A 13,816-nucleotide genomic window follows, 5' to 3' on the forward strand; every position below is an offset into this window, starting at 1 on the left:
CCGGCGCTCAGATGAGGCCCAACGTCCGTCGGATCTTCGTCTCGTCGCTGGTGCCGCCGGCGAAGTCGTCGAAGGCTCGCTCGGTGACGCGGATGATGTGGTCGCGGATAAAGGCGGCGCCTTCGCGCGCGCCGTCCTCCGCGTTCTTCAAACAACATTCCCACTCGAGCACCGCCCAGCGGTCGAATCCGATGGCAGCCAGCCGCGAGAAGATCGCCTTGAAGTCAACCTGTCCGTCGCCGAGCGAGCGAAAGCGGCCGGCGCGATTGATCCAGGGCTGGAAGCCCGAATAGACGCCCTGCCGCCCGGTCGGATTGAACTCCGCGTCCTTCACGTGGAAGGCGCGGATGCGCTCGGCGTAAATGTCGATGAAGGCCAGATAGTCCAATTGCTGCAGGACGAAATGGGACGGATCGTAGTTGATCGCGCAACGCGGGTGATTGCCGGTGCGCTCGTAGAACATCTCGAAGGTAATGCCGTCGCATACGTCCTCGCCTGGATGGACCTCGTAGCAGAGGTCGACGCCCGCTTCCTCATAGGCATCGAGGATCGGACGCCAGCGACGCGCGAGTTCGTCGAACGCCGTCTCGATCAGGCCCGGCGGCCGCTGCGGCCAGGGATAAAGGAACGGCCAGGCCAGCGCGCCGGTGAAGCTCACGCTGCCGGTGAGGCCGAGGCGGCGCGACGCCTGCGCGGCCTTCATCAGTTGATCTACCGCCCAGATCTGACGTTCGTTCGGCCTGCCCCTCACTGCCGGCGGTGCAAAAGCGTCGAAGGCTTCGTTGTAGGCCGGGTGAACTGCGACGAGTTGTCCCTGCAGGTGGGTGGACAATTCGGTGATCACCAGACCATGGCTCGCAGCCACGCCGGCAATTTCATCGCAATAGGTCTGAGACGCTGCGGCCTTGTCGAGATCGATCATGCGTGGATCGGAGGTCGGGACCTGAACGCCCTTGTACCCTAGTCCTGCCGCCCAGCCGCAGATGGCATCGAAGCTGTCAAACGGCGGCGCATCGCCGATGAACTGCGCCAGAAAAATTGCGGGCCCCTTCATGGTGGCCGGTCGAATGGTCGCTGACATTACATTTTCTCCGGTTCAGGCTTGGTGCTAGCGATCGCGTTTGCTCTTGGTTGTGGGCAATGGGCAATTCGTACAGACCCTATCGTCGCACATACGGCAGATCGTGAAGCGATCCAGCTCGGAGGTGTCCTGCCTTTCCAGCAACTCACGTATCAACATTCCAAGTCGCTTCGTTTCAGCCGGCGACAGCACATCCAGAAGTGACGCAACGGCTGAAATCCGGGAAACCAGCAGATCGTTCCGGGTCGCAGCGCCCTTGACCGTCAGGTACAAGGCAACCTCCCGGCCGTCCTTTCCCGGCCGGCGTTCGACAAGCTGATCCGAAACCAGACGGTCCACCAGCCGGACGGTTCCGGAATGCGACAGGCCAAGGATCCGCCGGAGCTTGTCGTTGGTCATGCCCTGGCCGTACCCAATGACGATGAGTGCTGCAGGTGTCTCGCCGCCACGGCCGACGACCTCGCGCGCTCCTTGCTCGATACGATCCATGACGGCGAGCGATAGCGCCCCCAGCAAATTCGCGATTCCGGTTTCCATGTGATGAATAATATGTGCGTAGCGCACAAAAAACAACTTGACCGAATATGTGCGCTCCGCACATATTCGGTCAAACGAGCGACGTGTCACGCCAGGGCAGCGCGAGGCCAACGGCGGTTCGCGACCATGCCTGTCATGCGCGACTGAACACGAAGAAACATGGAGAATAGCGATGAATACTCGAAGCGCCGCATTAGCATCCCCGAATGCCACCGGCAGCGACCCCGCCCTGAAATACGTGCAGGCCAATGGAGTGCGGTTTGCCTACCTCGAACAGGGGAGCGGACCCCTTGTCATGTTCATGCATGGCTTTCCCGACAACGCCTGGTCGTATCGAAAGCAACTGCAAGTCTTCGCGGATGCGGGGTATCGCGCGGTCTCGCCGTTCTTGCGTGGCTATGCGCCGACCGAGATCCCGGCGGACGGAATTTTCGATCCGATCGCACTGGGCAAGGATCTCGAAGCGCTCATCGCGGCGCTGAGCGACGACGGACAAGCATGCGTCGTTGGCATGGATTGGGGTGGCACGTCGACCTTTCAGGCGCTAGCCACGGCGCCATCGGCGATCAAGGCCGCCGTCGTCATGAACACCGCGCACCCCATCACGTTTTCGAGCATCCGGAAGGATCCCGAAGCCGTTCGATCCCTCTTCCATTTCTATTTTTTTCAGCTGCCTGGCGCTGAATCATCGGTGAATATCGAGGGACTTCCCTTCGTCGACTATCTTTGGAAGCTGTGGTCGCCGTCGTTCAAGAATGACGAACATCTCCGCTCGATCAAGGAGACGCTCAGCTCTCCCGGCACCATGACGGCGGCGCTCAAATACTATGGAGGCCTGTTCGATGCGGGACGCGCGGGCCGGCTGCCGATGAACGAGATGTATACGCCGACGCTGACGATTTATGGCAGCAACGATCCGACAGCGAGGTATTCGGTGAAGGAGGAGCCGTTCTTCAAGGGGCCGCATAGGCGGATTGTTCTGCCCGACGTCGGACACTTCCCGCACCTCGAGCGCGAGGCCGAAGTCACCGCTCTGATCATGGACTGGTTCAAGACGCACGCCCCCGACTGAATGAAATCGTTCCGTTGGCACGGGGTCCCGAACCAAGAGCGGGCGCCACAACATTTTTCAGGTTCTCTGACCAGGAGTGCGCGCAATGGACGCCAAGACGCAGCAGCAATACGCCGAGACGTTTCACGGTCTGCATAAGAAGGGAGATCCGCTCGTCCTGTTCAACGCGTGGGATGTCGCCACCGCCAAAGCCATCGCGAAGACTTCTCCGGCCGTCGCGACCAGTAGCGGGGCGGTCGCGGCCGCACTTGGGTACGCGGACGGAGAAGATGTCCCGTTCGATATGGTGACAGGTTTGGTGTCGCGGATATCAACGGCTGTGCCGGTTCCGGTATCAATCGATCTGGAGGCAGGATATGGCGACACGCCGGACGCCGCTGCGAACTCGGCGATCAAGATTCTGAAAGCCGGCGCCATAGGCATCAATATTGAAGACGGGTTATCCGGGGGAAAGCGGCAACTCGTCAGCCCGGAACAGCATGCAGCGAAGATCAAGGCAGTGCGGGACGCTGCGCAAAAAGTCGGAATTCATCTGTTCATCAATGCGAGAACTGATCCGTTTCTGCTGAAATTCGGATCGCCGGATGAATGCCTGAATGAAGCGGCAAGGCGTGCGGAGGCTTATGCCGATGCCGGCGCTGATGGAATTTTTGTACCCGGCCTCACCGACCTTGCTCTCATCGAAAAATTCGTTCAACTCACGCCTCTGCCGGTCAACATCATGGTGACGCAAGGTGTTCCCGAAATTCCTGACCTCGCCCGCGTCGGTGTTCGGCGCGTGAGTCTTGGGCCGTGGCCCATGATGGCGGCGATGCGTGTCATTGGACAGGCCGCCGCCGCGGTCGCCGCGAGCAAGCAATACGGCACGTTTCTGCAACCGAATGCCTGAGCGCGTAAATCACCAGCCCAAAGCAGGGTGAGTGGAGAGCGCGTCGCTGATCGATGCCGACTCGCACAGGTCGTCGGCCAAGTGGATCAGCAGCCGACCTATGTTTGCTGGACAAGCGAATGCAACGCCGTAACCGCGGCCTCCCGGTTCTCTACCGGGACAAACAGACTGACCGAATGCGGCGATAACACGTACTTGTCGGGGACAATCCCGTGATGTCCGAGAACCTGCAACGCCCTGAACGGCAATTCCGACGAAATGCCGCCGAAGCAGGTGAGAGTAACCGAGCTTGAAGCCTCGCGCTGCCTGCGCAGATCCGGGCATTGCTCCAGCGTGCGCAACAGGGCGTCGAGCCACTCTGAATCACAGGCCACTGTCATGCTGGTTTTTCCTAACGTGAAGCTCGAAGCGAGGAGCTGCGGCCAGGACAGGCTGTTTTGCTTGAGGTGCTGCGCGAATTTCTCGAAACCGTGATTGAGATCGTTGGAATCGATTTCCACATGCTCGATGCGAGCCATCGAGTTGACGGCCAGAACCCTTCCGTTTTCCATGCCTGCAACCTTTTTCATCACTTGCGTGCTGTGTTTAACGCCGCCCCACTGCTTGAGAACCAGAGGCACATCCTGACTTTGCGCCAGCTCTACGCTGCGAAAATGCAGGATCTTTGCACCCCAGAAGCACATTTCGGACAGGGATGCGAAGTCCACGCGTCGCAGGGGCCTTGCATCCGGCACGATGCGCGGATCGGCCGAACAGATTCCGTCGACCTCCTTGATGATTTCACAGCGTTCGGCCTTCAGCGCCGCGGCCATCGCAACGGCCGTGGTGTCGCTGCCGCCCCGGCCGAGCGTGGTGATTTCTCTGGTCACCGGGTTGACGCCCTGAAATCCTGCCAGCACCACAACGCGCCCACGATCAAGTTCCTCACGCACGCGAATGGGCCGTACATCCAGAATGCGTGCGGAGGAATGGGAGTCGTCGGTCATCACGCCGGCCTGGCTGCCGGTGAAGCTGATCGCGGGCACGCCGAGATCGGAAAGCGCCATGCTCATCAGGGACATGCTGATGCGCTCACCGGTCGTTAGCAGCATGTCGAGTTCACGGCGATTGGGATTAGGGCTCACCTGATAAGCCATCTGGATCAATTGGTCGGTGGTCTTGCCCATGGCGGAGACGATCGCCACGACACGACGGCCACGGCCATGCAGGTCGGCGAGACTGCGCGCAACCGCGCGAATTTTCGCCGGTGTTTCGAGACAGACACCGCCGTATTTTTGCACGATGATCGAATGGTTGCGCATCTAACCTCGACAAGAAGCCTCGCTCGCCTCGCCGATCGAACCGGCACCGCCTATCCATGTGCCGACAACTTCAAAGTTCGGATTGAAGGCGACAAGGTCCGCGCGGTATCCGGGCGCGATCCGTCCAAGCTCGGACTCAAGGCCCAGAAATACCGCTGATGTCCGCGAGGCCATGATGAGGGCATCGACAAGGGAGATTCCGAGCAGCGCAACAGCGTTGCGCACCGCCTCGATCATGGTGAGGTGAGCGCCCGCGAGCGTGCCATCGGGGCCAGTCAGGCGATTTTGGTGCAACGTGATCTGCCTTCCTTGCAGCATGAATTGCCGGTCGTTCGTGCCCGCCAATGGCATGGCATCGGTGACCAGCATCAATCGATCGCGTCCCTTGCAGCGGAAGGCAATACGCAAACCGGCGCGGTCAACGTGGATGCCGTCGCAGATAATCCCTGCAAACAGCCGGTCATCCCCCAGCGCGGCGCCCACCAAGCCCGGCTCCCGTGCGTTCAACTGCGACATGGCATTGAACAGATGGGTCACCCCCGAGACACCGCGATCGACCGCCTGCCCGATCTCGGCTGCGGTGGCGTCGCTGTGGCCGGCCGCGATACGCAATCCGGCGCCGATCAGTTCATCGATCATGGACGCGGGCACACACTCCGGGGCCAGCGTCACAATGGAGCGGCCGCGGCCCCCAAAACTTTTGATCGCGGCGAGATCGCGCCGATCGGGCACGCGGATCTCGGCTTCCGGATGAATGCCCTTGCGCGACCTGTTGAGGGCCGGTCCTTCCAGATGAAAGCCGAGAACGCCGGGAATCTTCAGACAATCCTGCGCGACTGCAGCCAATCGCTCGATGACCTCGCTGCGATCGGTGATGAGGGTCGGCAAGCAGCCCGTGGTTCCCTCCTTGCGGTGCGCCTCAACGATGCGTCGAACGCCAGCCTCCGTTGGCTGGTCGTTGAGAAGAACGCCCCCGCCTCCGTTCACCTGGATGTCGATGAATCCGGGTGCAAGGATCGCGTCTGCGGGAAGTTGGATTGAGCCGCGTGCCTCCGCCTCGCCGAAGGTGACGCTTTCAATCCGCCCCAGCGAGATCCTGACCGACCCCGGCCCGCGCATGTCGGCACCATCAAAGAGGTGCTGCGCGGCAATCGTAAGAGAGGAAGAACCAGCATGGTCCATCTGTATTGATCCGAGAATGGCAGTCACGGACTCGTGAGGCGAGTCCCCTACAAGACTTCATATGTACATCAGGGAGCTTTGGAAGGACCCGGAGCGAAACCTTTGCGTTAACTTTCCATGGCAACAAAGGGTACCACGTATCTCGGCATCGATGGCGGCGGAACCCGCTGCCGCGCCCGGATCGAGGACGAAAACGGCAGCGTACTCGGTGCAGCGAGCTCAGGGCCTGCCACGACGCGGATTGGCTTGGAGAAGGCCTGGCGGTCCATGATGGAGGCCACTGAAGCGGCAGCCGCACAGGCCGGACTGACGCGCGAGGATTTCGCGCGGATGCACGCCGGAATTGGCCTTGCCGGGCTTGGTCGCCGGGGCGCGGAAGCGGCGCTCAACGAGATCGCGCATCCCTTTGCGTCCGTCATCTTCATCAGCGACGGCCTGGCGGCCTGTCTCGGCGCCCATAGCGGCGCGGACGGGGCCATCGTGGTAGCCGGCACAGGCTCGGTGGGTGTCGGCCTGATCGACGGCCGCGAAATCCGTCTCGCCGGTTACGGCTTTCCCGTGTCGGACGAAGGCAGCGGTGCCGACATCGGCCTGCAGGTTGTTCGACTGGCGCTGCGGGCCGCGGATCGCCGCAGCGAGCTGACCCCATTGCTTTCAGAGGTGCTGGGCGCATTCGATCATGATCCCTATCAGGCGGTGGCTTGGTCCGAAGAAGCCAGGGCCGCAGACTACGCTGCGTTCGCGCCGATCGTCATGCGGCACGCCAATCAGGGCGATCCCGTCGGCCGTCGCATTGTCGAACGCGCGGCCGATGCCATTGGCGATCTGCTTGATCTGTTCCTGGCGAGAGGGATTGACCGGCTCTCGCTGGTAGGCGGGCTCGCGGATGCCATTACGCCCTGGCTGACGCCTGACCTGCGCGCGCGCCTGAGGTGTCCTGACGCCGATGCGGCGGCCGGCGCGTTACTGGTGGCGCGAGGGCGGCTTGACCTGCCCAAGAGAGAAACCGACCATGAACGGGCTTCAAAGTTCCGCGTTTGATGGCGCATGGATCAACTATATGGCCACCGAAGAAGTCGATCCCCGCTTTGCCGATCTTGATGCATGGCCGCTGACGTCAGCGATGGAAGCGATGTGGGAGGGCCAGCTTGCGGCAGTCGCGGCGATCGGCCACGCCCTTCCCGCGATCACTGCGGCGACCGAAGCGGCCAAGGCGGCGCTGGGTGATCACGGACGCATTGTGTATGCCGGCGCCGGCACCTCGGGCCGCGTGGCGGTCCAGGACGGCGCCGAGCTGATGCCGACCTTCGCCTGGCCCAGCGGGCGCGTCCGCTTCATCGTCGCCGGCGGAGACAGCGCGTTCGTCACCAGCGTCGAGGGTGCGGAGGATGATGTCGACGATGCAGTCAGGCAGACCAATGCCGCGCAGCTCACACCGCACGACGTGATGATCGCCGTTGCCGCCAGCGGGACAACGCCGTTCACGGTCGCCGCGCTGCAGCAGGCAGGCTCTTTCGGTGCAGTGACGATCGGTGTTGCCAACAATCCCGGCACCGCACTGCTGGCGTCGGCGAAGTTTCCGATCTTGATCGAGACCGGCCGCGAGCTGATCGCGGGCTCCACGCGGATGAAGGCGGGCACCGCGCAGAAGGTTGTGCTCAACCTGATCTCCTCAGGGATCATGCTGCGCCTTGGCCGGGTGTACCGCGGCATGATGGTGAACATGCAGCCGACCAATGCCAAGCTGAAGCGGCGCGCCGAGGCGATGGTGGCGCAAATCGCGCACTGTGATCCGTCGCACGCGGCACGCTGGCTTGAGCAGGCCGAGGGAGACATCAAGACGGCAGGCCTTCTGGCGTTGGGTGTCGACAGGGTTGATGCCGAGACCATTCTGAAAAACTGTGACGGCAACCTTCGGCGCGTGTTTGCCGAGCTCGCCAAGGATCGTGACTCGCATCGTGATCGGCATCCCAAGGAAGCGGCGGCGCGCAAGCAAGGCGGAGCGGTTGAGCCGTGACGACATCCGCGATGGCGAGCGAAATCGGGGAAAGCGCGGATGTTGTCGCCAAAATTGTCCGTAGCCGCCCCGCCACGCGCGACATCGCACAGCGAATTGGGATTGGCTCCGCCCCCCTGTGCGTCGTGTGCGGCCGGGGAAGCTCCGGGCATGCCGGGGTTTTCTTAAGATACCTTGTCGAGACGCGGCTTCGCCTTCCCGTTTCAGCCAGCGCTCCTTCGGTGATCACGGCGTTTCGCACGCCGTTGATGCTGCGCCATGCACTGTTCATCGTGATCTCGCAATCCGGGCGCAGCCCGGATCTTATCGCGGCGACCAGGTCGGCGCGCGCCGCGGGCGCCCGCACCATCGCCATCGTCAATGCGACGTCGTCGCCGGTGGCTGACGAAGCGGAGTTCGTCGTTCCGATCGAAGCCGGCAGAGAGCACTCCGTAGCGGCGACCAAGACCGTGATCGGCTCGATGGCCGCCAGCGCCGGACTTGTTGCCGAGCTGGCGGAAGACCGTGCGCTGCGGTCAGCCCTCGACAGGCTGCCCGAGCGCCTGCACCGCGCGCTGGCGCTCGACTGGTCCGAGATTGCCGATGATCTCGCCAAGGCGTCGGCCGTGTTTGTGGCGGCGCGGGGCCTGGGCTTAGGCTCGGCGCGGGAGATCGCGCTCAAACTTTCGGAAATCCTGCGCCTGCCTTCCATTGGTGTGAGCGCCGCCGAGCTGCAGCATGGGCCGCGCGCCGCGTTATCATCGCGCACGCCGGTTGTCATGATGCGCCTCATGGATGAAACGGCGGCCACGGTAGACGCGCTGGCAGAAGAATTGCGCGAGCAAAAAATCGCGCTGCATCTATGCGGCGGACCGCATGGCTCGCTGCCCTGGCTTTCCGAGGATGACCCCGCCACCGACCCGATCACCATGCTCGTTCCGGCCTATCGGATGATCGAGCAGACGGCACGCGCCCACGGATTTGATCCGGATCGCCCCCCTCGCCTGACCAAGATCACCGAGACGTTTTGACGGCTGCGGATATGGTCACCCGGCGCCTTACGACCCATGTCGCTAGAGAGATCTTCGCCATGCATGCTGGGGTAGCAATCTTGTCAGCCTTGGCGGAGGCAGGTGTGGCGTAGTCGCGCGATTTGGCTCCCCCGCCTTGACTGTCCGGGGCAACTCCGAAAACCTGCCCCTTTGGGGACTGATTTCAGCATTCCACTTCGGGCGTGCCTGGGATCGACAGGCGCATCCTGAAGGGGATGGTCACCCCAAGTGGTACGTCTATTGCTTCCGAGCAATATGCGTGCGAGGGGAAAGACACACTATGATCCGCGTATTTCTTGATTGGCTCTACCTTCTCTCCGGCTATCTCGCCGGACTTTTCCTCATTGCGATTTTTGTGCTGATGCTGCTGCTGTCGGGCGGCCGGCCGCTCGGCGTCAATATTCCGGCGGGCGATGATTTCATCTCCTGGTGCATGGCGGCGACGGCCTTCCTCGGGCTCGCGCATACGTTCAAACACGGCGAGATGATCCGCGTCGGCCTCTTGATCGACCGCCTCAACGACAACGTACGCCATTATGTCGAGATCGCTGCGCTCCTCATCGGCGTCGGCTTCATCGGCTTTTTCGCGTGGCATGCTTCGATCATGACCTGGCAGTCGTGGAAATTTTCCGACATTTCGCAAGGCGTCATCGCGGTGCCGCTGTGGATTCCGCAACTCGGCTACAGTGGCGGCCTCGTGATTCTTTTCATCGCTTTCGTGGATGAGCTGGTCCATGTCCTGCGCGGCTTCGCGCCGCGCTACGAATTGCCAAAGCCGAAGAGCGCCGAGGAAATCGTCGAGCGCGCCATGCAGAGCGGGGTCTGACGTGGAGCTTCTCTCCATCGCCGCTATCCTCCTCGGGCTTCTTGCGCTGCTGCTCGGCGCCGGTGTCTGGATCGGCGTCGCCTTGATGGCGACCGGATGGGCCGGCATGCAATTCGCCGGCGGCGCCATTCCGGCGGGCAGCGTGCTTGCGACAACGGTGTGGGGCAACAGCGCGTCGTGGTCGCTCGCGGCCTTGCCACTCTTCATCTGGATGGGCGAAATTCTCTTCCGCACGCGCCTATCGGAGGAGATGTTTCGCGGATTTGCGCCCTGGCTGAACTGGCTGCCGGGCCGGCTCATGCACGTCAATGTGCTCGCCTGCGGTGTGTTCGGTTCGGTGTCGGGATCATCAGCCGCGACCTGCGCCACCGTCGCCAAGATCGCCCTGCCGGAATTGAAGAAGCGCGGCTATGACGAAAGCTTAAGCCTCGGCTCACTGGCCGGTGCGGGCACGCTCGGCATTCTCATCCCGCCCTCGATCACCATGGTGGTCTACGCCGTGCAGGCGAACGTCTCCATCATTCAGGTTTTCCTCGCCGGATTTCTGCCGGGCCTGCTGGTGATGGCGCTCTATTCCGGCTACATCGCAGTGTGGTCGCTCGCCAATCCGGCCCGCACGCCGCCGGCCGAACCGTCCATGAGCTTGCGCAAGCGGATTGCCGAGTCGCTCAACCTCATTCCTTGCCTGCTGCTGATCGTCTTCGTCTTTCTGTCGCTCTTGATGGGCTGGGCGACGGCGACGGAATGCGCCGCCTGGGGCGTGTTGGGGGCGCTCGCGATCGCATGGTGGCAAGGCGCGCTGACCTGGCAATCCTTCTGGGCGAGCGTCATGGGCGCGACGCGGGTCAATTGCATGATCCTCTTGATCCTGGCGGGCGCTTCCTACATGGGCACGTCGATGGCCTATACCGGCATCCCGATGGCGCTCGCGAACTGGGTGAACGGCCTCCAGCTCAGCCCCTACGCGCTGATCGCGGCGCTGACCGTCATGTACATAGTGCTCGGCGCGGCACTGGACGGCATTTCCATGATCGTGCTGACCACCGCCATCGTCATTCCGATGGTGAAGCAAGCCGGCTTCGACCTCATCTGGTTCGGCATTTTCCTGGTGCTGGTGGTGGAAATGGCGGAAGTCTCCCCGCCTGTCGGCTTCAACCTGTTCGTCCTGCAGACCATGAGCGGCAAGGATTCCAATACAGTCGCCAAGGCGGCCCTGCCGTTCTTCTTTTTGCTCGTTCTGGCGGTTGCCATCATCACGGTGTTTCCTGATATCGTGATGCTGCTGCCGCGAATAGCGTTTCCCGGCTAGAAAGAGGTGTTGTCATGTTGAAGCTTATTAAAACCTGCGCGGTGGCCGCCTGCGTCGCGGCTCTTGCCGGCCCTGCAATGGCGCAGACAAAATGGAATCTCCCGGCGGCCTATCCGGCAGACAATCCGCATTCGGTGAATCTGATCGCGTTTGCCAAGGACGTTGCCGACGCCACAGGCGGCAAGCTCCAGATCACCGTGCATCCAGCGGCGTCGCTGTTCAAGGCACCGGAAATCAAGCGCGCGGTCGCAACCGGACAGGCGCAAGCGGGCGAGGTTCTGATCTCGCTACATGAGAACGAAGATCCGATGTTCGGCATCGATGTAATCCCGTTCCTGTCGACGAGCTATCCGGCAGCCAAGAAGTTGTGGCAGGCGTCGAAACCCACAATCGAAAAGAAGCTCGCATCGCAAGGTCTTCTGCTGCTCTTCGCAGTGCCGTGGGGGCCGCAAGGCATTTATGCCAAGAAAGACCTCAACACCATTGAGGATATGAAAGGCCTGAAGTGGCGCGCCTACAATGTCGGCACCTCGCGCATCGCCGAACTCGTCGGCGCGCAGCCCGTCACCATCCAGGCGGCGGAACTGCCGCAGGCGCTGGCGACCGGTGTCGTGAACGCGTTCATGACCTCGGGCTCGACCGGCTACGACAGCAAGGCCTGGGAAACCATGACGCATTTCTATGATGCGCAAGCCTGGATTCCGAAGAACGTGACCTTCGTGAACAAGGCGGCTTTTGACGCGCTCGACAAGCCGACCCAGGAAGCGATCCTCAAGGCGGCTGTGGTCGCCGAAGAACGCGGCTGGAAGCTCGCGGAAGAAAAGGCGAAGTGGTATCTCGAGCAGCTTCAGGCCAACAAGATGAAGGTGCTGCCGCCGCCGCCGGCGCTGAAGACCGGCCTTGAGAAGATCGGGGAGCAGTTGACGGCCGATTGGCTCAAGAAGGCCGGCGCCGATGGTGAAGCCGTGATCGCCACCTACAAGAAGTAAGACGCTGTCGTGCTCTGGTGGAGTCCGGCGCTCGATTGCCGGACTCTGCTATTTCGCGGTAGGCAGCAAATAGTTGAATGAGTTGCGATCGGCGACAATAGGCGTCTCTACCCGGGCTTCGGATAGATCTGCAGGAGCCCTGTCGTCGCCGCGCGGGCCCGTCGCGCGATTTCGCCGGCGCTTGGGCGCTCGGCTACCTGAAGCAGCAGCCCGGTCATCAGGTCACCCCAGAGCAGCCCCAAAAATTGTTCGGTCATCGCGGCCGGATCGCCACCGAGCAATCCGGCTGATTTGGCGTTTGCCATGATCTCCCGCAATGCTTCACGCGTGGGCTTGCGCGCAATCGATACCAGCGCTTGCGCAACCTTTGGCGCGTGCACTGTTTCGGATATCGCCAGCCGGAACACAGCGACAACGGCCGGATCGGTTGTCTCAGTCAGAAGCCTTGTTCCAAAAGCGGTTAACACGTTGGCCAGAACTTCCCTGTCGCGCAGCTCGGGCAGATCGGCCGGCGCTTTCAGTCGCTGCGCTCGCTCGGTGATGCATGCAACCAGCATCGCTTCCTTGTTGCCGAACAGGGAATAAAGCTCGCGTTTCGAAACACGCGCACGTGTCGCAATCTCCAGCGTGCTGGTCTGCGCAAAACCGTTCTCCATAAACGCCGAAAAGGCCGCGCCCAGAATCCGCTTCCGGACCGCGGTTCCGTCGGTTTCCTCCTCGCGCGCCTTCATCCTTGGACTCATCGCCTCATTTTTCCGCTTGACTCGGTACTAGTCGGTACCATATCTCGAGATGTCTGGTACCAGATCGTACCAAAACGAACTGCAAAGTAAAGGACGGGTCATGGCCGCGCCGCGTGCGTAGGCCTGGTCCGCCGGAAGGGAAGCCGATGAACAGACGCCAGCTATTGGCGGCCGCCCTGGCGCCGCTCGCATTGCGAGTTGCGCCAGACGCGGTCTCATCAAGCGCGTCAGCGGCGACTTCGCAGAGAGATGGAAAGATGAACGCGCCAAACCAACGCATCATCGAATGCAACGGGATCCACATCAACATTGCCGAGCAGGGCGAAGGGCCGCTGGTGCTGCTGGTGCACGGCTTCCCTGAATCCTGGTTCTCCTGGCGGCATCAGATCGACGCGCTCGCCGCCGCCGGCTTCCGCGTCGTCGCCCCCGACTTGCGCGGCTACGGCAAGAGCGATGCGCCGCAGGCGATCGACCAATACACGATCCTGCATCTCGTCGGCGACATGGTGGGCATTCTCGATGCGCTCGGCGCGCCGGCCGCCGTCATCGTCGGTCACGACTGGGGCGCCAGCATCGCCTGGCAGGCGGCTCTCATGCGACCCGACCGCTTCAGGGCGGTCGCAGCGCTCAGCGTACCGTTCCGGCCGCGCGGCAAGGCGCCGCCGACAAGTCTCATGCCCCGCACGGAGAACGCGCAATTCTATCAGCTCTATTTTCAGGAGCCGGGGCCTGCGGAAGCGGAGCTGGGGCGCGATCCGCGTGCGACCATACGCAACATGCTGTTCGGGGCGTCCGGCGACGGCGTGGCCGCGGCTCGCGCGGCCGTCGCTGCCGGCGGG

General features: G+C 62.3%; 14 protein-coding genes. 9 read left to right on the forward strand and 5 right to left on the reverse strand.

The window, feature by feature from the left end:
- Positions 1–7 precede the first annotated feature (7 nt).
- Positions 8–1,081: a sugar phosphate isomerase/epimerase family protein gene (locus CP49_RS03730; RefSeq protein WP_057848949.1), complete on the reverse strand. Its 1,074-nt coding sequence runs from the start codon at positions 1,079–1,081 to the stop codon at positions 8–10.
- Positions 1,082–1,108: 27 nt separating this feature from the next.
- Complete coding sequence (locus tag CP49_RS03735) at positions 1,109–1,708, reverse strand: MarR family winged helix-turn-helix transcriptional regulator (protein ID WP_245310483.1); 600 nt, start codon at positions 1,706–1,708, stop codon at positions 1,109–1,111.
- 82 nt (positions 1,709–1,790) lie between these two features.
- Between CP49_RS03735 and CP49_RS03740 the strand changes: the two genes are divergently transcribed.
- Positions 1,791–2,690 carry an alpha/beta fold hydrolase gene (locus CP49_RS03740; RefSeq protein WP_057848950.1) on the forward strand — a complete coding sequence of 300 codons (900 nt, stop codon included), beginning with the start codon at positions 1,791–1,793 and terminating at the stop codon, positions 2,688–2,690.
- An 85-nt stretch (positions 2,691–2,775) separates the two neighbouring features.
- Complete coding sequence (locus CP49_RS03745) at positions 2,776–3,579, forward strand: isocitrate lyase/PEP mutase family protein (protein ID WP_057848951.1); 804 nt, start codon at positions 2,776–2,778, stop codon at positions 3,577–3,579.
- A gap of 98 nt (positions 3,580–3,677) precedes the next feature.
- On the opposite strand, the gene CP49_RS03750 is transcribed toward CP49_RS03745, so the two are convergent.
- A complete protein-coding gene (locus CP49_RS03750; protein ID WP_057848952.1) occupies positions 3,678–4,880 on the reverse strand; it encodes an aspartate kinase in 1,203 nt (400 codons plus the stop codon).
- On the reverse strand, positions 4,881–6,062 hold the full coding sequence (nagA, locus tag CP49_RS03755; RefSeq protein WP_057848953.1) for an N-acetylglucosamine-6-phosphate deacetylase: 1,182 nt from the start codon (positions 6,060–6,062) through the stop codon (positions 4,881–4,883).
- A 117-nt stretch (positions 6,063–6,179) separates the two neighbouring features.
- Between nagA and CP49_RS03760 the strand changes: the two genes are divergently transcribed.
- The 6 genes from CP49_RS03760 to CP49_RS03785 all read left to right on the forward strand — a co-directional run bounded on the left by CP49_RS03760 (position 6,180) and on the right by CP49_RS03785 (position 12,234).
- On the forward strand, positions 6,180–7,103 hold the full coding sequence (locus CP49_RS03760; RefSeq protein ID WP_057848954.1) for a glucosamine kinase nucleotide-binding domain-containing protein: 924 nt from the start codon (positions 6,180–6,182) through the stop codon (positions 7,101–7,103).
- 19 nt (positions 7,104–7,122) lie between these two features.
- The gene (locus CP49_RS03765; RefSeq protein WP_057848970.1) at positions 7,123–8,079 is read left to right on the forward strand and encodes an N-acetylmuramic acid 6-phosphate etherase; all 957 of its coding nucleotides are present in this window, start codon (positions 7,123–7,125) and stop codon (positions 8,077–8,079) included.
- 11 nt (positions 8,080–8,090) lie between these two features.
- A complete protein-coding gene (locus CP49_RS03770; protein WP_057848955.1) occupies positions 8,091–9,089 on the forward strand; it encodes an SIS domain-containing protein in 999 nt (332 codons plus the stop codon).
- 301 nt (positions 9,090–9,390) lie between these two features.
- Positions 9,391–9,936 carry a TRAP transporter small permease gene (locus tag CP49_RS03775; RefSeq protein ID WP_057848956.1) on the forward strand — a complete coding sequence of 182 codons (546 nt, stop codon included), beginning with the start codon at positions 9,391–9,393 and terminating at the stop codon, positions 9,934–9,936.
- A 1-nt stretch (position 9,937) separates the two neighbouring features.
- Positions 9,938–11,245 (forward strand): TRAP transporter large permease, encoded by a 1,308-nt coding sequence (locus CP49_RS03780; protein ID WP_057848957.1) that lies wholly within the window; start codon positions 9,938–9,940, stop codon positions 11,243–11,245.
- 14 nt (positions 11,246–11,259) lie between these two features.
- Positions 11,260–12,234, forward strand: coding sequence for a TRAP transporter substrate-binding protein (locus CP49_RS03785; protein ID WP_057848958.1), 975 nt, complete (start codon positions 11,260–11,262; stop codon positions 12,232–12,234).
- A gap of 107 nt (positions 12,235–12,341) precedes the next feature.
- Here the strand turns inward: CP49_RS03785 and CP49_RS03790 are convergent, their stop codons facing one another.
- The gene (locus CP49_RS03790; RefSeq protein ID WP_057848959.1) at positions 12,342–12,977 is read right to left on the reverse strand and encodes a TetR/AcrR family transcriptional regulator; all 636 of its coding nucleotides are present in this window, start codon (positions 12,975–12,977) and stop codon (positions 12,342–12,344) included.
- Positions 12,978–13,234: 257 nt separating this feature from the next.
- On the opposite strand from CP49_RS03790, the gene CP49_RS03795 reads away from it, so the two are divergent.
- Positions 13,235–13,816: alpha/beta fold hydrolase (locus tag CP49_RS03795; protein ID WP_156438018.1), on the forward strand; the 582-nt coding region annotated here is incomplete at its 3' end.

The organism is Bradyrhizobium valentinum, from assembly GCF_001440405.1.
Taxonomy (GTDB): Bacteria; Pseudomonadota; Alphaproteobacteria; order Rhizobiales; family Xanthobacteraceae; genus Bradyrhizobium; species Bradyrhizobium valentinum.

What these genes read in the sequence shown, in the direction of transcription:
- CP49_RS03745 (WP_057848951.1), top strand. Translation starts at nt 2,776, where the DNA reads ATGGACGCCAAGACGCAGCAGCAATACGCCGAGACGTTTCACGGTCTG.
- nagA (WP_057848953.1), bottom strand. Translation starts at nt 6,062, where the DNA reads ATGGACCATGCTGGTTCTTCCTCTCTTACGATTGCCGCGCAGCACCTC.
- CP49_RS03760 (WP_057848954.1), top strand. Translation starts at nt 6,180, where the DNA reads ATGGCAACAAAGGGTACCACGTATCTCGGCATCGATGGCGGCGGAACC.
- CP49_RS03785 (WP_057848958.1), top strand. Translation starts at nt 11,260, where the DNA reads ATGTTGAAGCTTATTAAAACCTGCGCGGTGGCCGCCTGCGTCGCGGCT.
- CP49_RS03775 (WP_057848956.1), top strand. Translation starts at nt 9,391, where the DNA reads ATGATCCGCGTATTTCTTGATTGGCTCTACCTTCTCTCCGGCTATCTC.
- CP49_RS03730 (WP_057848949.1), bottom strand. Translation starts at nt 1,081, where the DNA reads ATGTCAGCGACCATTCGACCGGCCACCATGAAGGGGCCCGCAATTTTT.
- CP49_RS03740 (WP_057848950.1), top strand. Translation starts at nt 1,791, where the DNA reads ATGAATACTCGAAGCGCCGCATTAGCATCCCCGAATGCCACCGGCAGC.
- CP49_RS03750 (WP_057848952.1), bottom strand. Translation starts at nt 4,880, where the DNA reads ATGCGCAACCATTCGATCATCGTGCAAAAATACGGCGGTGTCTGTCTC.
- CP49_RS03790 (WP_057848959.1), bottom strand. Translation starts at nt 12,977, where the DNA reads ATGAGTCCAAGGATGAAGGCGCGCGAGGAGGAAACCGACGGAACCGCG.
- CP49_RS03765 (WP_057848970.1), top strand. Translation starts at nt 7,123, where the DNA reads ATGGCCACCGAAGAAGTCGATCCCCGCTTTGCCGATCTTGATGCATGG.
- CP49_RS03770 (WP_057848955.1), top strand. Translation starts at nt 8,091, where the DNA reads ATGGCGAGCGAAATCGGGGAAAGCGCGGATGTTGTCGCCAAAATTGTC.